Below are 17,494 nucleotides of genomic sequence, written 5' to 3' on the forward strand. Positions count from 1 at the left end.
CTGCTGGTGCTGCGTGCAAGTTCCGGTAGAGGCTCTTCCTGTTATTATAGATTGCGGTTTATTAATAGTTGCGGTAGCTATATTAAAATTAGACTTCATGAAAGCTACATGGCATGTGATCCGCCATCAACAATCAATGTCTCTCCAGTTATAAAATCAGATGCAGAAGATGCAAGAAATAGTGCGGCACCTTTTAAATCATGATTTGATCCGAACTTACGAAGGGGAGTGCCTGCCAATATAGCATTGCCGCCTTTTTCTATTAAAGCTGCCGACATTTTGGTAGGAAAGAATCCCGGTGCGATTGCATTGACATAAATACCCCTTGGTCCCCATTTAACAGCAAGGTCTTTAGTAAATGCTATGACTGCTCCTTTGCTGGAACTGTAGCCGATAGCATCCATGTACCGCGGGTCAGAGCCTTTTATTCCGGCTACAGAGGCGATGTTGATGATTTTTCCGTATTTTTGCTGCAGCATTACTTTGCCGGAAGCCTGTGACATAAGGAAGGTTCCCGTTACATTGACATTCATTACTTTTTCCCAGGCATCAAGAGGCATTTCCTCTGCAGGGGCCCCCCATGAGGCACCGCTATTATTGACTAATATGTCAATTGCCCCAAATTCGTCCAGCGTTTTGCTGATTACAAGCTCAACATCTTCTGGATTGGTGACATCGCATTTAATAGCCAAGGTGCGAATGCCGAGCCTTTTTAATGACTCGCTGGCTTCAAGACAGGCTTCTTCTTTCCTGGAACAAACCACTACATGTGCCCCCGCCTCAGCAAAGCCTTCTGCTATTTGGAGGCCAAGTCCTCTTCCTCCTCCTGTAACGATAGCTACCTTTCCAGACAGATCAAATAGTTCTCTCACGTGCATGCTCTTTTCCTCCTTTTCTTAAGAAAATCAAATACCTGCTTATATGTGCTTTTTGAGCTCATAGCGTGCAATGGCTCTTTTGTGGACTTCATCTGGCCCATCGGCCAACCGTAAGGTCCGTATGTTGGCCCAGCTGGAAGCAAGGACATAATCATCGCTAACCCCAGCGGCACCGTATGCCTGAATGGCCCGGTCGAGAACCTTCAATGCCATATTTGGCGCAGCAACCTTTATCATGGCTATTTCTGCTTTTGCTTCTTTATTGCCTACTGTATCCATCATATATGCCGCCTTCAATGTAAGCAGTCTGGCTTGTTCAATATCCATCCGAGATTCAGCAATCCATTCCTGGATCACTCCCTGATCTGAAAGCCGCTTTCCAAAGGCCTGCCTGTCTAGCACCCGTTTGCATAACTCTTCAAGTGCTCTTTCTGCAGCTCCTATCGTTCTCATGCAATGATGGATTCTTCCAGGCCCAAGCCTTCCCTGTGCTATTGCAAACCCTTTTCCTTCTTCCCATATCATATTGGAAGCTGGCACACGCACATTGTCATAGTGGATTTCAGCGTGACCGTGCGGTGCATGGTCATATCCAAAAACAGAGAGCGTCCGTTTTATTTTTACACCTTTCGTTCCAAGAGGTACAAGAATCATTGACTGCTGTTCATATTTAGGGGCTGAAGGATTGGTTTTACCCATAACGATGGCAATCTTGCAGCGCGGGTCACCGGCTCCTGATGACCACCATTTGGTTCCGTTTATCACGTACTCATCACCATCAAGGGTGATGCTTGCCTTGATATTTGCTGCATCGGATGAAGCTACATCAGGCTCTGTCATGGAAAAACAAGACCGGATTTCGCCGTTCAATAATGGATTCAGCCAGCGCTCTTTTTGTTCTTCAGAACCATACCTGCTGAGAACCTCCATGTTTCCTGTATCTGGTGCAGCACAATTAAAGACCTCTGGAGCTATACTTGAACGTCCCATAATTTCACAAAGCGGTGCATACTCGAGATTGGATAAAGAGGCTCCGCCATCCGGAAAAAAAAGATTCCAAAGCCCTTTTTCTTTTGCTTTTTCCTTCAGCTCTTCCATAATAGGTGGAATGGATGAAAATCTGTTTTCCTTATTGATCTGTTCATGGTAAATTCTTTCATTAGGGTATATGTAATCCGTCATGAATGCTTCAAGTCTTGCCTGATAATCTTTTACTTTGCTGGAATACTCAAAATTCATAGTGACCCTCCTTTTTTAGCGGAAGAGGACGGGGCTGCTATCCTCTTCCTACAGTGAATCATTTAGACAAACTAGTAATGACAACGCTGTCATTATTATCTGTTTAATAGATTTGGTAAAAGACTTGGCCTTTAATAACTTCTTTGTCTGCTTGATTTACAGCCTCCACATTGAATTGCAGCATGGTATCTTTTTTATCCTTCAAGGAAGCCCTTAACGTAATGATATCGTCAAGAAATACCATTCCTCTGAATCTGATGCTATAATCCCTGATAAATCCCTCATCATAGTAAGGTGTGAAAATCTTGGCCAAATTGCCCATCGACCACATGCCATGAGCAATTACCCCAGGCAAGCCTGCCTTTTTGGCTTCTTCATCAATGGTATGAATCGGATTGTAGTCTCCTGAAGCACCGGCATATTTAATTAAATCAAGTCTTGAGACAGGTGCAAGATTAATTTCCTGCAGGGCTTCTCCTGTTTTCAATTCTGCGAGTTTCTTCATACCATCAAAACCTTTCTAACCGCTTCTGTTATGATCACAACCTGTTTGGATGAAAAAATGGCACTACCTTCTTTGCTTTCACCATAGCTCTCCAAAACCAAAAATCCCATTTCTCCATTTGATCCGCTTTTCTCGTAATAGTCTTTTACAGTTGAAAAGCAGTAAATTTCTTCACCTGCCAGAAGGGGTCTTTCGTAATGGTAGACCTGCTCACCGTGAATTAGGCCTTTGTTTGGCAAATGGATGCCTTCGATCTCCCCGTAGTCAAAGACCCGCGGGAAAGTGGGAGGAGCTATATTGGTCCTGAATCTTGAATTTAATCCGGTTTCCTCATCAAAATAGATAGGATGAAGATCTCCGATGGCTTCTGCAAATTTTTTTACAGCCCCGCGTTCTACTGTATTTTTAACTCTATTGGATGATCGGCCGATACATTCCTTGAACAAAACAAATGCACATCCCTCTTTATTTTAGTTTTTTGGGCCCCCTGCTACATAAAGCACCTGGCCATTGACAAAGGAAGATGCTTCATCAGCAAAAAATGCTACCGCATTTGCTATATCTGATGGCTTTCCGCTTCTGCCTGCAGGTATAGTGCTGACGCTTGCTTCTATTAATTGTTCGAAGGTTATGCCGAGTCTGCTGGCGGTTTCTCTTGTCATTTCTGTTTCGATAAAGCCGGGTGCCACGGAATTGCAGGTAATCCCATACCTGCCCAGTTCAATGGCAAGGGTTTTAGTGAAACCCTGCAATCCGGCTTTGGCCGCTGCGTAATTGGCCTGTCCGCGATTTCCAAGGGCAGAGGTGGAGGAGATATTAATAATTCTTCCGTATTTTTGTTCAACCATATATTTTTGGGCTGATTGTGCAGCATTGAAAGAACCCTTCAAATGAACATCCATGACCAGCTGCCAATCAGAATCACTCATTTTGAAAAATAGATTGTCCCTGATCACCCCGGCATTATTGACAAGGATATCAATGGATCCCAATGTTTCATAAGCTTCCTTCATAGCAGATTCGACCTGCGCTGCATCTGTAACGTCAGCAGTTCTGGCATATACCTTAATGCCCTGTTTTTCTATTTCAGCCGCTGTCTCGCTCAATGCCGCTTCATCAAGGTCGATGAATGCAAGCTGTGCCCCTTCTTGTGCAAACAGCTGCAGAATACCCTTTCCAATTCCTCTGCTGCCTCCTGTAACAAAGGCAGTTCTTCCATCGAATCTTCCTGTCATCGTATTTTCCTCCTTGTCAGATGTTAAATGAAGGCAAGCTTTTTTTATACATATTGCCCAACCTTTACATGCCCCTTTAGCAGATTCCTTGAAATGATCATTCTCTGGATTTCGTCTGTGCCATCATAAATTCTCCAAAGCCTTGCTTCCCGGTACCAGCGCTCAATCGGAAGTTCCCTTGTATAGCCCATCCCTCCGTGTATCTGAAGCACACGGTCAACAACCCGATTGCCCATATTTGCTCCGTATAGTTTTGCCATTGAAGCCAGGTGGCGGTTATCTTCTCCCTGATCCAGCGTGAATGCGGCATTAAGCACTAGCCATCTGGCTGCTTCGATTTCCACTGCTGAATCAGCGATCTGCCATTGTATTGCCTGGCGGTCAGCTATCGGCCTGCCGAATGTTTCACGTTCTTTAGAGTAGTCTATTGCCATTTGAAGCAGCCTTTCAGCAGATCCCACTGCCCTAGCCCCGACGACCCATCTTGCAAAACCAATCCACTCCAGGCCAAGTTTGTATCCCCCGTGCACTTCACCAAGAATATTTTCTTCAGGCACCCGTACATTGTCAAAAACCAGTCCTGCTGGTCCCCATTCCCCCATTGTGTCAATGTATTCAGATTTCCAGCCCATTTCCCTGTCAACAATAAAACAGGTAACTCCCTCGCGCCCGGTTTTTTCGTGTAATTCTTTATCCGTAATAGCAATAGCCATTACAAAATCGGCTTCATTCCCGCCTGTTATGAATGTTTTTTCACCATTCAGCACCCATGTGTTTCCATCTTTGACCGCAGTCATCTTTATGTTCCGGGTGTCAGAGCCTGCACCAGGCTCAGTCATGGCAAAGCAAGGTTTCTTCTCCCCGTTGATGGTAGGAATCAAATATTTCTTCTTTTGCTCTTCATTTCCATAATAAAGAATATTATCTGCAGAGCCGCCAAACTGAAAGGGTACAAACGTTTTAGACACTTCCATCAGCACAATGGCAAGCATCATTTGTCCAATATCGGCACCACCGTATTCTTCTGGTGTATTGATACCCCAGAAACCTGCTTCTTTGGCTTTTAACTGCAATTCCCTAAGCTGTGATTGAGGAAGACCTGGTTTACCTTCTCTTTCATTTCTCAGAACTTGATTCTCCAGGGGAATCAGCTCTTTTTCTACGAATTTGCGGATTGTTTTCTGAACCATTCTTTGTTCATCGGATAAGCGCAAATGCATAAAGCCAGCTCCATTTCTTTATGGTTTTTAAAACATTGCACAGTCAGCTTCTTCTGCCGGGTTCTAAGTTGGCCGGTCTGAGGAAACATGAAGCAGACATTTCCATACCTACCAGTTAGTATGTATATTTCTATTCTATTTAGAATGTTCAGAAAATACAAGTAAAAAAGATTGCTGGACCCATCTTAATAAGGATGTATCACAATCAGAAAAATCCGGCTCTATTACGGCTAGAGCCGGTGTTATCTATAACCACAGATATAATTCAGTCAGGGTTTTTGAATATCATTTTTTGGCAATTCGGTCAGCAGTTAACGGCATTCTTGATATCCTTGCTCCATAATAAGGGCTGAAGTTCTTTAAACCACCTTCTGTGCCAGGTTTCTGCTTCAAATCCATGTATCCATACTACAACCGGAATCCCGGGATTCACTTCTCTAATCGCTTGAATCATGCTTGGATTCACAAAATGAATTAAATATTTTATATGGGCTTTATAGCTTAATAGAATCCTTAAATCCGCTTCTGTTCCCCGATAGACTGTTACACCTTGATATATATTAATTTCTGCCTTGGAATATGGGGGGTGGAGAACAAAGACCTCTATATTCCTGCCTTCCTCCATGTATGAGAGTACCCTTCGATGGATAAATCCATTTCGATATAGCTGGCTTTGATGCGGGTAAGCGTTTGTAATAACCAAAAATCACTCTTTATCTGGATAAGCAAGTTCACTCATGTTTATGAATTTCTGCAAATTATTCACTCCCAGCTTCAATTTAACAGGACTGACCTGCAACAGCTTCATGCTAACAAACTGTTGTAAGGACAATTTAACAAGTTTGCATGAGATATGTATTTTTTATGAGTTTTCTGTAAATCTATTAATAGCCCCTTATTCCTAAATAAAAGAAGCACTTCTAAAGAAGCACTCCTTGTTGCACTTATTTTGCTGTCTTGTTTACCTTTGGAAAAATTCAATCCATTCCCCGTCAGGGCCATGAAAAAAGAAATACTGATATCCATTCGGAAGCAGGGTTATTTCTTCATCAATCATTTTTATGCCAGAACCTTTTATTCTTGCAAATTCTTCAGTTATTTTATCTGTACTTATTGCAAGATGATGTACCTTGCCTTCTTCAGGAAGGGAATCATTGTAGCCTTGTATCAATTCAATTTCCGTTTCAACACCTTCAGAAAATCCAAGAAAAGCAAGCTGGATGATTCCGTCAGTATGGGGTACAGACGCTTTTAATTTCATGCCTACTACTTCTTCGTAAAATGAAATTGATTTTTTTAAATCTGTAACCATTATGCCCACATGATCAACTTTTTTGATTGTCAAAATAAAACCTCCAATGAAATAACAATGCTGAATATAAATCGAAATTCATAATAGTTTAAATTTAAAAATAAGTCAATTTTTTTCGTGCTTTTTATCCAATTCCTGTTATGATACCCTTATACGAAAATTTATTGCTCTTAAGGAAGGGGAGAAGCTTATGCTGATTAAGAATAATTATGTAACAAAGGAAAAAGTGAGAGTTTGTCCTAGCTCCTATACGGTTGGTGAAGCACTGTCTTTTTTAAGAGAATCAGGCTACCGCTGCGTGCCCATTGTGAATGAAGAAAACAATTATAAAGGTCAGGTTTATAAAGTTCATCTTATTGAACATCTTTATGAAAATGGCGGCAAAGATACAGATTCAGTGCTGGATGTAGCCGCAGAAAAAAGTTCCTTTATTGAAGAAGACAGTACGCTTTTAAAAGCAGTTTTTAATATTGACCGTCTTCCCTTTTTTGCCGTGGTTTCATCGGAAGGAAGATTTAAAGGCATCATTACGCACAGTGTGATCATGAATTTATTCCGTGACGGATTTGGCGTGAAGACGGGCGGCTTAAGCCTGACTATTGTAGTACCTGAACTTAAAGGAATGATGCTGATCCTTGCTGAAACCTTTAAAGGATATAATATCGAGGGCATTCATACATTTGATAATGGAGATACACTGCTTCGAAGAGTCATGATTACACTTTCCGCTGAGGCTGAACGTGATTTGCCTAAATTCCAGAAAAAGCTGGAGAAACATAATTTCCGCATTGTTGATTCAGAAATAATTGAAAAGCAATAATGAATTTTCCACAACAGCATATAAACTGTTGTGGATTTAATTTAAGTTAAAGCATTTGTGTTCCCTTTTCACCATTGATTGAGTAGCTTGCAGTTACTTGTGCAGAAAGTGTCTTTGAGACAGAGCAGTATTTATCTTTTGATAGCATGATAGCCCGGATTACCTTATCTTCTGGAAGTGCGCCTTCTAAGGAGTAATGGATATGAATAGAGGTAAATCGTTTGGGATGGTCCTCTGCACGTTCCCCGTCCACTTCGAGATGAAAAGACAATGGATTTAATCGCATCTTCTGCAAAATAGTGATAATATCTATTCCTGTACAGCCTGCCAATGCATTCAGCAGCAATTCTGTAGGCCGCGCTCCACTGTTTGTTCCTCCCGATTCCTCGGAAGCATCCATAGTGATTTCATGTCCTGATGGTGTATTCCCAGTAAATGACATGTTTCCATTCCAAGCCACGTTTGTTTTCATCAAGAATCATCCCTTCTTTATTGTACAGGCATTTTTTTAGCATATGCTGATGTATAAACATATAAACCATATCTTCCAAACGAAAACAAGAAAAAAGCCGTTTTCAATATATACATTGAAAACGGCTGTCATATTCCGGCAGGCAATACGGATTGCCTTATATTTTTTTATTCTACGCCGGGAAACCAGCCCGGTGTATTGATAATGGCATTCCACAAAGGATCGGGAATGACAAGTTCATCCTGGGCGTTTTTATCAATCTTTGTCACAATTTCATCTTCCCGGCCCTGCTCCACCTTTTCTACCCAGTCAGGATCGATGATGAGCTCTCTTCCAAGTGCAATCATAGGTATCCCGGTTTCCATAGCCTTAGCCGCATCATCTGCTGTATAAATAGAGCCGACACCGATGACAGGCACTTTGCCCGCAGCATGTTCATTAATCATTTCAATCCGTGGGCGGGTATCCTCTGTTCCTCTTCTTGCTGCTGACCAGAAATCCATCAGGGAGACATGCAGATAATCAAGATTCTTGTCTGCAAGCGCATCAACTAAATACAGCGTCTCAGACATTGTGATTCCTGGTGTTTCAGGTTCTTCCGGGGAAAATCTGTAACCAACAAGGAATGGTTTTTCTGCATGCTCTTTAACTGTTTTTTGTACTTCTTCAACAACCGCCAAAGGAAAAGTAAGACGTTTTTCGAGGCTGCCTCCCCATTTGTCCTCACGGGTATTAGAGTGCGGGGAGAAAAATTGCTGGACCAGATAACCATTCGCTCCATGGATTTCTACGCCATCAAATCCAGCTTCAATGGCACGCCGTGTGGTTTCACCAAAGTCTTTTACTATGGATTGAATCTCTTCTTCATTTAAAGAACGGGGAACAGGTTTGCTATCACCCTCTGCAGGAATGTTACTGGCACCTACAATTTCACCGCCAGGAACTAATTCAGGTATGGCAAGGCGTCCTGCGTGGAAGATTTGCAGAACCGCTTTTGCTCCTTTTTCCTTAATCGCAGCTGCCAAGCGGCGCAAACTTGGAATCATCTCATCACTATGAGCCGCAAATTCCCCATGAAATCCTTTTCCGCTTGCCGTTACATATGTACATGCAGTAATGACCATTCCCGCGCCGTTTGAACGGCGCACATAATAATTCACCTCGTCATCGGTTACTGTTCCATCAGGGTTAGAAGAAAAATTTGTCATAGGCGCCATAACTATACGGTTCTTCAAAGCGACCCCGCTTGGCAATTCAATGCTTTCAAATAATGGTTTGTATTTTGCTTGCATGTTTATATTCCTCCAGTATCTTTATATTGGAAATTCTATATTTATAGGACCCACTGAGCAACGTCTTTCATTTCTTTTCTTGTTTTCCCGCGATGAGGATCTTCTGCACGGTATCCGAAAGCAGCCATAACAGAGGTTCCCAGCTGGCCACTTTCCAATAATCCCTCAGCTTCTAATATTTTATTCACAGCAGAATAATCAAAGCCTTCTATCGGACATGAGTCAATGCCAATTTGAGCTGCTGCAGTCATCATGTTTCCTAATGCAATATAAGTTTGTTTGCAAGCCCAGTCAAATAATGCACGCTCACTTTCAAACAGCTTCATATCTTCTTCCTGGAAGCTGCGGTACCTTACTGAGGCCGCCTTAATCACCTCATCAGGCATTTCTTTGACATTTCTTAAATGGCTCAATACCTGCTCGGAATCGTATCTCATGTTTTTCCTTGCCAAAATAATGACAAAATGACTGGCAGTCGGAAGCTGGCCTTGTGCACCCCATGAAACTTCCTTCAGTTTAGCCCGAAGTTCGGGGCTTTGGATCACCAGGAATTTCCATGGTTCATATCCAACCGAACTTGGAGAAAGTCTTCCGCACTCTAAAATAAAATCAAAATCATCTTTCGAAATCATTTTTTGAGAATCGAATTTTTTAGTTGCATGCCTGAAATTCATGGCATCCAGGATTTGTTCTTTCTTCTCGGTGTTTTTATCAGTCATAACCTTACCTCCCGATAATATTAGATGTCTAAATTGATGAATGAATAAAGGCTCGAGCAATATTACGTTTTGCACACTAAAAGCACGTGAGCGGTCCTTGAAAGCTATGCCAAGCAGGAGGACCAAAAAATATCCTGCAGGTGAACACCGTTAATCATAAAAAAATAACTGTAATAAAATAATATACAGTATGCGCATGATTAAACGACTGTCATGGGCCTTTTTTAATTGAGTTTAAAACAGCACCTATTGTCTTTTTTTCCAGGAAATTAGACAAATTGCTGTTCTGCCTCGCAAAAAATTTGATCCATCACAGCCTGGGGATTGGAGGAAATAGGACATTCCTGCTTGGGGTCTCCAGTAATCCAAGTAGGTTTCAGATTGCCAAACGAAACGGCTTTACATACATTTGCAAGCATTACATCGTGTGCACTGCAATCTAAGATATAACCGCCGCCAATGCCTTCTTTGGTTTTAACAAAACCGCTTTTTCTTAGAGAACTCATTATCTTTCTGATTCTTGCAGGGTTTGTGCAAACATTCCGTGAAATTTCCTCGCTGATTGCCATATGATCAGGCAAATATGCCAAATACACTAAACAATGAACGGCTATGGTAAATTCACTATTCACACAGGATCCTACCTCTCCAACAAGAATACTGAAATTATATTTGTTACAGTTAGCAAAGTCAACTAAGTCACCTTCTTATAATTTTAAGCCATGGACAGATAGCCCTTCTGAATGAAGGGGCAGGCTGTCCATGGTTTTTTTCTGCGCCCAAGGAAGGATCTTTTACCTGGGCAAGTGTACTTTTAATTGTATTGCTCGCTGTTTAAGATTTGTTACTGTCATTATTACTGGATTTTCTTTTTTCAGTCATTCTTTGCTGGTACGCCTTTGTTTCAGCGTTCACATGGTTTGCATCATTTGGTTTATTTTTTTTGGAACCTCCTGCAGCATTGCTCATCAGTTTTTCACCTCCATCCTTAATGCTTTTCTACTCAAGATTAGTATGGTCTATCAAAAAATAATATTGTATGGAAAATGAAAAAGCAGCCAGTGCAAGAGCATGGCTGGCATTCTTATTATTTGAGATGAATAAGGATGTGATCAAAGGATGCAGTGTTTTAAGTCTTTGTTCGTCTGCAGGCGCTTCCGCTTTTATCAATCCAGCTCCAGCGCCTAGCCTCTCGGGGTCATAAGCCACGCAAGAAGAGAAGGCAAAGAGCGCCTTCTATTCATACGCGTCTTATGCTAGTCGAGGCTGAACAGGCGCTTCCGCTTTTTATTCATTCTCTATTTTTTTGACGTATATTGCTTGTGAGGAGCTGGTTTTGATGCAATCTTTTAAATCATCAGCTTTGATGAGTCCCAGGTGAAGAGCTGATTTTATTTTGGCATCATCTGGCTTTCTTTGAATTAAATCCTCCAAGTGGAGTTCTTGGAGCCTTTTTACTGTTATTTCCGGCTCATATTTTTCTGTTGTCCTGATTTGCCTCTGCAGTTTGAACTCATTGATGACCATTTCACCTTTTTTATTTTTGCCTGCAGCGGCATCAAAGTATTGATTGAACACATTTTTCAATTGCTCCAGATTTGATTCGATTTCCTTTTTCTTTCGGTTAAGCTCTATGAATTGTGACAGCATTTCTTTTGTAATAAGGTATTCCATTTCATCACCCATTCCTTTAACAGATATAACATTGTATTAGTGATGGGGACAAGATAGTACATCTTTTAGAAGAGTTTAAGGACCTGCTTCACCGATGATTTATGTATATGAATTCGTTCATTATGCTATATTCAGCTCTTGTTAAAAGTGCCGCTTTTTATAGTATTGTACAATCAGCTGGTGGATGAGCGGGTGGGAAATAGCTTTTCCGTTTAAATCTTTCCTGCTTGCAGGCCTTTTTTTTAGTTGCCTTGCTTTTTTTGTATGTGTTTGTTTCGTTCCTGAAAAATAGGAGTTCATGACATGTTTAAGACTCATAAGATGCCTCCGTTTTTATATAATATATGCTCGCCGGTAAAAATTTATTATGCCGCCGGTATTTTGGCGTTTTTCAACAAACATACAATCATCAATGGTGCAAAACCTGCAAGCAGACTTTACTGGAATAAATATAAAAGCCCGCTGCTCTAATAGGTGAGCAGCGGGCTTAAGCGTCACTTCTATATTCCCAGCCGGGAAAGAATATGACGGACATTTGGATTATTTTTTTTATCGCCTGAATTTCGCAAGTTGCGTTTTTTATGGGAAGGAGCATGTCCGGTTTGCTTGATCATCACGGATATTTCCCTCTTTTCACTTCTTTCCAGTTCAATATTTTGCAGCTCATTTAAAAGTTTTTTTTCATGGGCGGTTAAAAATTGGCCCGTTCCTTGATTCTCAGCCATAGTGATACACCCCTCTATTCCTGTTCATTTAGCAAGTCATACAGCTTCTTTGCCATAATGGAATATTCAATGCCATCAGCACTCAGCTGCACCATCCGGTAAATGGTTTCTAAAATAGTTTCATCCATTGCATCAAAACCATTTTTATAGTCATACATGACAATTACGTAAGAGATTTGATCTGCTATAAAAGGAAAAACCATTAAATTCAGCCTGTTTAAGACACTGCTGCTATTAGAGGTCTGCAGCTGATTTTCAGAAAGAGCGGTCAATAGCAGATGCTCTGACTGAGAAGTGATTTTTAAAGGCTTTACTTCCTCAGACTGAACAGAGCCAAAGGATAAATCTCTATATTCATAAATAACCCAATTAATGCTTTTATGAAAGTTTTCTTTGTAATTTAATTTCATATCGCTCAAAAACCATGCAAGGCTATCCAGAATATTTACTTTTCCTGCAGAATCTACGAACAAATCCACAATAACCTGATAGGTTTCTTGTGATGTTAGCTGTCTGATATAGTTTGATTTCGCTTCGTAGGTGTCCACCAAATCCACTATTGCAGATTGGACTTCTTCTTTCTCTACCACTTCTATTTCCAGATTAAACAATTTAAACCTTCTAAGTGTAGCTAGCCCTGCTGGTATCAATAAAAAAAATCCCACTAAAATCAGCAAATAAAAAATAGCCCGGAAGATTTTTAAATTGAGCGGATCCTGAACAATTGGCTGAAGGACCAGTTCAGTCCAGGTTGCATTCTTAACCGTTTCGCTCGCTGAAGGCGGAGTATAAATCAAAGCAAGAATGATACATCCTGCAACGATGCATCCGTATGTAACTTTAAGCCAGTTAGGTACAGACGATGATTTCATTTCTCCTCCAGGTTTTTTTATCACTATTATAGCATTCGGCTGACTAATAATAAACTCAAAAAGAATGCCTGGTTTGTGAGTGTTGTTTGAATTTGGCCATATATATACTGACCCTTTGCATCATCTTGGTCTTTCAGCCGTTAAGACTGATGATATGAACAGAAGATGACTGATGCAAAGCAAGGATCAGCGTTTAAGTATACAGCATTCGGGTATGTATAAAACTAAACGTTAATAGGAGGAAATAAATGATGATGAAGAGAAAGAACATGCTGTTGAGTGCAGCTGCCTTAGGTGCCGTTTATTTATTAAAAAACAAGGATGCCCGTGATAAGTTAATAAATGGAGTTCAAAATTATATCAGCCCAGAAAAAATCGATAAAATGAAAAATAGTGTACAGTCCATGATTAAACCAAAAAATAATGAACAGCCTGAGAAATTTACAGGTTCACAAGCAGAAAGCAGCAAAGTGAACAAAGAAAGCTCTGAAACTGAAGAAGCCTCAAAGCTCCAGGATCAGGCCCTGTTAGGCACAGACTTCGCAAAGAAGGATGAAGATGATGCACATTCACTGGCCGAGGCGCCAAAATTGTAAAACGGAAGATCCCCTTGGAATTGTTCAAGGGGATTTTATTGTTATGGAGATTTTATGTTATTTAGGTTCATAACTAAGATGCACGTGTTTAATTTTCCATGAACCGCCACTGCTCTTAACAAAAACATTTGTTGCTCTGCCGCTTCCGGCAGAAGAAGCATTATTATATATGCCTTCCCATGTATATGTATAAATGCAAATAGCTACATGACTGTCTTCGGCAATCCAGCGGACGTGTTTTGCTCTATAGACCTCATTATTTATGGTATTCCATGCATGTTCGAAGGAATTTTTGATTTCGTTCCTGGTTGTGCACGTTTTATCAGTGAACCAGTATATGGCCCCTTCAGCAAGAAGGTTTTCAACATTTGAAAAATCACGGGTATTGGCTGCAGAGATATAATTTTCAAGTGCCTGAATATGATTCATCGATTTCACCTATTCTGATATTTTTTAATAAGCCTTGAAAATCAAGGCGGTATTATGCCCGCCGAAACCCAGTGCATTGCTTAACGCCGCCTTTACCGTGGCTCTTCTGGCTGCAGCAGGCACATAATCCAGATCACATTCAGGGTCAGGGGTGACTAAATGAATGGTTGGAAGTATTGTGCTGTTTTTAATAGTTAAAAGAGTAAAAATGGCTTCGATAGCCCCTGCAGCACCCATCATATGGCCTGTCATTGACTTTGTAGAGCTGATTGGTATTTTAGGTGCGAATTCCTGGAAGCAGGTTTTTATTGCCTGAGTTTCTGCAATGTCATTGTAATGGGTGCTCGTTCCGTGGGCATTGATGTAGTCTATATCTTTTTTGTCCAGTCCTGAGCCTGCAAGAGCGAGCTCCATTGCCCGTACACATCCTTCTCCGCCTGGTGAGGGGCTCGTGATATGGTAGGCATCCGAAACGGTACTGTATCCCGCAATTTCTCCATATATTTTTGCATCTCTTTTTAAAGCAGACTCCAAAGTTTCAAGAACTAAAACACCCGATCCTTCACCCATGACCAATCCGTCGCGGTCTTTATCAAAAGGACGGCAGGATGCCGCTGGATCCGGATTCGAAGAAATGGCTCCCATGGCACAAAATGCTCCGATCCCCATTGGTGTAATGGATGCTTCTGCCCCCCCTGCTACCATGATATCCGCCTCGCCTCTTTGTATGACACGAAAGGCTTCTCCTATCGCATTTGAACTGGAAGCGCATGATAGCACAGAAGTATTATTATAGCCTCTTGCACCAATAGCGATTGATACCTGGCTAGCTGCCATATTGGAAATAACCAGCGTGGCGGAAAAAGGATATAGCCCATGTACCCCATCTTGATTCATGCATGTATAAGTTTCTTCAAAGCTTTCCAGCCCTCCTGCCGCCGTACCGAAATATACACCTATCCTTTCTGGTTCTGCATGCTTCCCTGCAATAACTCCTGAATCACTTACAGCCATGATGGAGGCGGCTACTGCATATTGTGCAAAGCGATCCATCCTATGCCTTTTATTAACAAGCGTGTAATCTTCCATACGAAAGTCCTTAACTTCTGCAGCTGTTTTTGCTGTGAATCCGCTGCTGTCAAACCTTAGTAACGGCCCGATTCCTGTTTTTCCTTCAAGTGCAGAGCGCCACGTTGCTTCAATAGAATTTCCCATAGGTGTAACGGCCCCGATTCCTGTAATCACAACTCTTTTCACATCTAATCCCTCATTTTTAAAAAAATGTAATATAATTCCTTTTTAATAATTCGACATTACTCTGCACGAACCTTTATATTTCCAAATTTTATGATAAATTTATCGTGATTTTAGTTCACTTAATCGCGCATTCCTAATTCAAAAGAGCAGTGTGTACCGTCCTTTGCCAAAAGCCTGCAAGCTGAACGGCTCTAATTTCTGTTACTATTGGTATCCGGGCATAAAAAAACTGGGAATGGCCTATTAATGCCAATCCCAGTGCTAATTTGATATATGCATAAGATGTTCAGCTTCTTGCCAAGTTACAGAATATCCCTGCCCTCTTGCGCAAAAAATGGAGGAAGATGTATAATCGGGGTCCCTATCCTTCTTATAGCCGCTTTTTTTCACTGCTTCCTCTTCATTGTGACAATGCTGATATCCTCCAAAAACCAAGCCGATTGTCCCCTTTCCTTTGGTAAAAGAGGAAAGGGATGTACTATATTCCATAAATGTTGCAACAGGAGCTTTCCCTGTAATCACAGCTTTACTGTGAATGAGTTCCGGCGTGTTAAAAGAACCAAAAGCAGCCTGGATATCAGAGAGTACTCTGCCCATATGATTAATATCCACAGTGATTTTGAAATGATAGTATGGTTCAAGTAAAATATTTTCAGCTTTTTCAAGGCCTTGTCTTAACGCCCTGTAAGCCGCTTGCCTGAAGTCCCCTCCGCTTGTATGTTTAATATGTGACCTTCCAGTAATCAGCGTGAGTTTGATATCAGTTAATTCAGATCCCGTTAAAATTCCATGGTGCTTTTTTTCAAGCAGATGCTGCTTTATCAGATTTTGATATCCTGGAGGCAAATCATCATTAGAGCAGACATTCCTAAATGTAATGCCGCTTCCGTTTAGCGCGGGTTCAAGCTTAATATGCACCTCGGCATAATGCTTTAGCGGTTCAAAATGCCCGAAACCATTTACCGCCGTTCCAATAGTTTCTTTATAAATGATTTCAGGTTCTTTAAAAGAAACTTCTATATTAAACCTTTCTCTTACCACCTTTTCAAGCACTTCAAGCTGAATTTTGCCCATTACCTGGACTGTAATTTCCTGATTTGTTTCTTCCCAGGCTACATTCAAGGAAGGATCTTCGTCATTAAGAATGTTAAAGCATGCTAAAACGTCCCTTACAGGGATGGCTGGGTCGAAGGCTGCCTTGGATTTCAGAGGAGAATCCAAACTGAGATTTTTAGATTCACTTAAGATGCCGAGTCCATCGCCCGGAGAAATTTTTGTGAGCCCCGAAACGGCAAATAGCTCCCCTGATTCTGCTTTGTCGGCTGCCACATAAGTATTGCCCTGATATTTTCTGATTTGTGTTATTTTTTCACAGGTGCGTTTTTCCCCTTGGCCATAGCAAATTTCATCTCTTACAGATAATGTTCCGGTCAGAGCTTTTATATAGGCAATTTTAGTCCCGTTTTTATCGTATTGCACCTTATATGCTCTGCCAGAGAATAAACCTCCATTGCTGTAATCTGTTTCCGTTAATAAATCCAGGGTATCCAGGAATGGAAGGATCCCCTCATCCTGCAGTGCGGAGCCTGATGAACATGGGAAAATGCGGTTTTTTCTTATCATTTCCTTCATGGAACTAATCCATTTAACGCTATCATAGCCCTCTGTGAGATATGTCTCCAGCAGATTTTCGTCTCTTTCAGCTAGAAATTCAATTAATTCCTCATTCATCTCTCCTGTATGGCATAAATCCCTGATATTTACTGCATCCCGGGTAATTGCCAGTGAAACTTCTTCTCGCACTTTTCCTTCATCGGAACCGATCCGGTCAGTTTTGTTAATGAAGAAGAAAGAAGGAATATCGTGTTTCCTCAAGAGATTCCAAACGGTTTCTGTGTGGCTTTCAACCCCTTCTACTGCGCTGAGTATGATCACAGCGAAGTCCATGGCCATGATAGACCGCTCCATTTCTGGAGAAAAGTCCACATGGCCTGGAGTATCAATTAATTGGATCAGGGAATCTTTATAGCGCATTTCAGCCTGATTGGAGAAAACAGTGATTCCCCGTTCCTTTTCTATATCATGGTGATCAAGAAAAGCATCTTTATGATCGACCCGTCCTCTATGTTTGATAACTTTTGTATGAAATAAAAGCTGTTCGGCAAAAGTGGTTTTGCCTGCATCAACATGTGCCAATATCCCAATTGTCTTTCTTGCCATTATTATCTCCTCACCCCTGCCTGGCTGTT

The 17,494-nt window shown here is 41.3% G+C and carries 23 protein-coding genes; 2 read left to right on the forward strand and 21 right to left on the reverse strand.

The window, feature by feature from the left end; all coding sequences use genetic code 11:
* Window positions 1–104 precede the first annotated feature (104 nt).
* The 8 genes from BM126_RS14015 to BM126_RS14050 form a co-directional block, all read right to left on the reverse strand.
* On the reverse strand, window positions 105–878 hold the full coding sequence (locus BM126_RS14015) for an SDR family oxidoreductase (protein ID WP_090990065.1): 774 nt from the start codon (window positions 876–878) through the stop codon (window positions 105–107).
* A 39-nt stretch (window positions 879–917) separates the two neighbouring features.
* Complete coding sequence (locus BM126_RS14020) at window positions 918–2,117, reverse strand: acyl-CoA dehydrogenase family protein (protein ID WP_090990066.1); 1,200 nt, start codon at window positions 2,115–2,117, stop codon at window positions 918–920.
* A gap of 103 nt (window positions 2,118–2,220) precedes the next feature.
* Window positions 2,221–2,622, reverse strand: coding sequence for a MaoC/PaaZ C-terminal domain-containing protein (locus BM126_RS14025; RefSeq protein WP_090990067.1), 402 nt, complete (start codon window positions 2,620–2,622; stop codon window positions 2,221–2,223).
* Window positions 2,619–3,068 carry a MaoC family dehydratase N-terminal domain-containing protein gene (locus BM126_RS14030; RefSeq protein ID WP_090990068.1) on the reverse strand — a complete coding sequence of 150 codons (450 nt, stop codon included), beginning with the start codon at window positions 3,066–3,068 and terminating at the stop codon, window positions 2,619–2,621. The genes BM126_RS14025 and BM126_RS14030 overlap by 4 nt, the downstream gene beginning before the upstream one ends.
* A gap of 24 nt (window positions 3,069–3,092) precedes the next feature.
* Window positions 3,093–3,857: a 3-oxoacyl-ACP reductase FabG gene (gene fabG / locus BM126_RS14035; RefSeq protein WP_090990069.1), complete on the reverse strand. Its 765-nt coding sequence runs from the start codon at window positions 3,855–3,857 to the stop codon at window positions 3,093–3,095.
* Window positions 3,858–3,901: 44 nt separating this feature from the next.
* The gene (locus tag BM126_RS14040; protein WP_090990070.1) at window positions 3,902–5,077 is read right to left on the reverse strand and encodes an acyl-CoA dehydrogenase family protein; all 1,176 of its coding nucleotides are present in this window, start codon (window positions 5,075–5,077) and stop codon (window positions 3,902–3,904) included.
* A gap of 304 nt (window positions 5,078–5,381) precedes the next feature.
* Window positions 5,382–5,702 carry a hypothetical protein gene (locus tag BM126_RS14045; RefSeq protein WP_090990071.1) on the reverse strand — a complete coding sequence of 107 codons (321 nt, stop codon included), beginning with the start codon at window positions 5,700–5,702 and terminating at the stop codon, window positions 5,382–5,384.
* A 336-nt stretch (window positions 5,703–6,038) separates the two neighbouring features.
* Window positions 6,039–6,422: a VOC family protein gene (locus tag BM126_RS14050; RefSeq protein WP_090990072.1), complete on the reverse strand. Its 384-nt coding sequence runs from the start codon at window positions 6,420–6,422 to the stop codon at window positions 6,039–6,041.
* Between the two features lie 157 nt (window positions 6,423–6,579).
* On the opposite strand from BM126_RS14050, the gene BM126_RS14055 reads away from it, so the two are divergent.
* Window positions 6,580–7,209, forward strand: coding sequence for a CBS domain-containing protein (locus BM126_RS14055; protein ID WP_090990073.1), 630 nt, complete (start codon window positions 6,580–6,582; stop codon window positions 7,207–7,209).
* A gap of 46 nt (window positions 7,210–7,255) precedes the next feature.
* Here BM126_RS14055 and BM126_RS14060 read toward each other — a convergent pair whose 3' ends face one another.
* From BM126_RS14060 to BM126_RS14100, 10 genes are all read right to left on the reverse strand, one after another.
* Window positions 7,256–7,681 carry an OsmC family protein gene (locus tag BM126_RS14060; protein ID WP_090990074.1) on the reverse strand — a complete coding sequence of 142 codons (426 nt, stop codon included), beginning with the start codon at window positions 7,679–7,681 and terminating at the stop codon, window positions 7,256–7,258.
* A gap of 167 nt (window positions 7,682–7,848) precedes the next feature.
* Entirely contained in the window at window positions 7,849–8,973 is a 1,125-nt protein-coding gene (locus BM126_RS14065; protein ID WP_090990075.1) for an NADH-dependent flavin oxidoreductase, read from the reverse strand.
* A 41-nt stretch (window positions 8,974–9,014) separates the two neighbouring features.
* On the reverse strand, window positions 9,015–9,692 hold the full coding sequence (locus BM126_RS14070; protein WP_090990076.1) for an NAD(P)H-dependent oxidoreductase: 678 nt from the start codon (window positions 9,690–9,692) through the stop codon (window positions 9,015–9,017).
* 269 nt (window positions 9,693–9,961) lie between these two features.
* A complete protein-coding gene (locus tag BM126_RS14075) occupies window positions 9,962–10,324 on the reverse strand; it encodes an RrF2 family transcriptional regulator (RefSeq protein ID WP_371261451.1) in 363 nt (120 codons plus the stop codon).
* A 202-nt stretch (window positions 10,325–10,526) separates the two neighbouring features.
* Window positions 10,527–10,661, reverse strand: a complete 135-nt coding sequence (locus BM126_RS22895; RefSeq protein ID WP_090990077.1) for a hypothetical protein — start codon at window positions 10,659–10,661, stop codon at window positions 10,527–10,529.
* A gap of 30 nt (window positions 10,662–10,691) precedes the next feature.
* A complete protein-coding gene (locus BM126_RS14085; protein WP_090990078.1) occupies window positions 10,692–10,901 on the reverse strand; it encodes a hypothetical protein in 210 nt (69 codons plus the stop codon).
* Window positions 10,902–10,979: 78 nt separating this feature from the next.
* On the reverse strand, window positions 10,980–11,366 hold the full coding sequence (locus BM126_RS14090) for a hypothetical protein (RefSeq protein WP_090990079.1): 387 nt from the start codon (window positions 11,364–11,366) through the stop codon (window positions 10,980–10,982).
* Between the two features lie 141 nt (window positions 11,367–11,507).
* Window positions 11,508–11,684 (reverse strand): hypothetical protein, encoded by a 177-nt coding sequence (locus tag BM126_RS22450; RefSeq protein WP_177201433.1) that lies wholly within the window; start codon window positions 11,682–11,684, stop codon window positions 11,508–11,510.
* A 182-nt stretch (window positions 11,685–11,866) separates the two neighbouring features.
* The gene (locus BM126_RS14095) at window positions 11,867–12,091 is read right to left on the reverse strand and encodes a hypothetical protein (protein WP_090990080.1); all 225 of its coding nucleotides are present in this window, start codon (window positions 12,089–12,091) and stop codon (window positions 11,867–11,869) included.
* 14 nt (window positions 12,092–12,105) lie between these two features.
* Window positions 12,106–12,963: a hypothetical protein gene (locus tag BM126_RS14100; RefSeq protein WP_090990081.1), complete on the reverse strand. Its 858-nt coding sequence runs from the start codon at window positions 12,961–12,963 to the stop codon at window positions 12,106–12,108.
* 248 nt (window positions 12,964–13,211) lie between these two features.
* Between BM126_RS14100 and BM126_RS14105 the strand changes: the two genes are divergently transcribed.
* The gene (locus BM126_RS14105; protein WP_090990082.1) at window positions 13,212–13,559 is read left to right on the forward strand and encodes a hypothetical protein; all 348 of its coding nucleotides are present in this window, start codon (window positions 13,212–13,214) and stop codon (window positions 13,557–13,559) included.
* A 57-nt stretch (window positions 13,560–13,616) separates the two neighbouring features.
* Here BM126_RS14105 and BM126_RS14110 read toward each other — a convergent pair whose 3' ends face one another.
* From BM126_RS14110 to BM126_RS14120, 3 genes are all read right to left on the reverse strand, one after another.
* Window positions 13,617–13,988: a YybH family protein gene (locus BM126_RS14110; RefSeq protein WP_090990083.1), complete on the reverse strand. Its 372-nt coding sequence runs from the start codon at window positions 13,986–13,988 to the stop codon at window positions 13,617–13,619.
* Window positions 13,989–14,012: 24 nt separating this feature from the next.
* Window positions 14,013–15,245: a beta-ketoacyl-ACP synthase II gene (gene fabF, locus BM126_RS14115; RefSeq protein ID WP_256213110.1), complete on the reverse strand. Its 1,233-nt coding sequence runs from the start codon at window positions 15,243–15,245 to the stop codon at window positions 14,013–14,015.
* 261 nt (window positions 15,246–15,506) lie between these two features.
* The gene (locus tag BM126_RS14120; protein ID WP_177201434.1) at window positions 15,507–17,465 is read right to left on the reverse strand and encodes an elongation factor G; all 1,959 of its coding nucleotides are present in this window, start codon (window positions 17,463–17,465) and stop codon (window positions 15,507–15,509) included.
* Window positions 17,466–17,494: the final 29 nt, after the last annotated feature.

It is taken from the genome of Bacillus sp. OV322, from assembly GCF_900112495.1.
In the GTDB taxonomy this organism is placed as follows: domain Bacteria; phylum Bacillota; class Bacilli; order Bacillales; family DSM-1321; genus Peribacillus.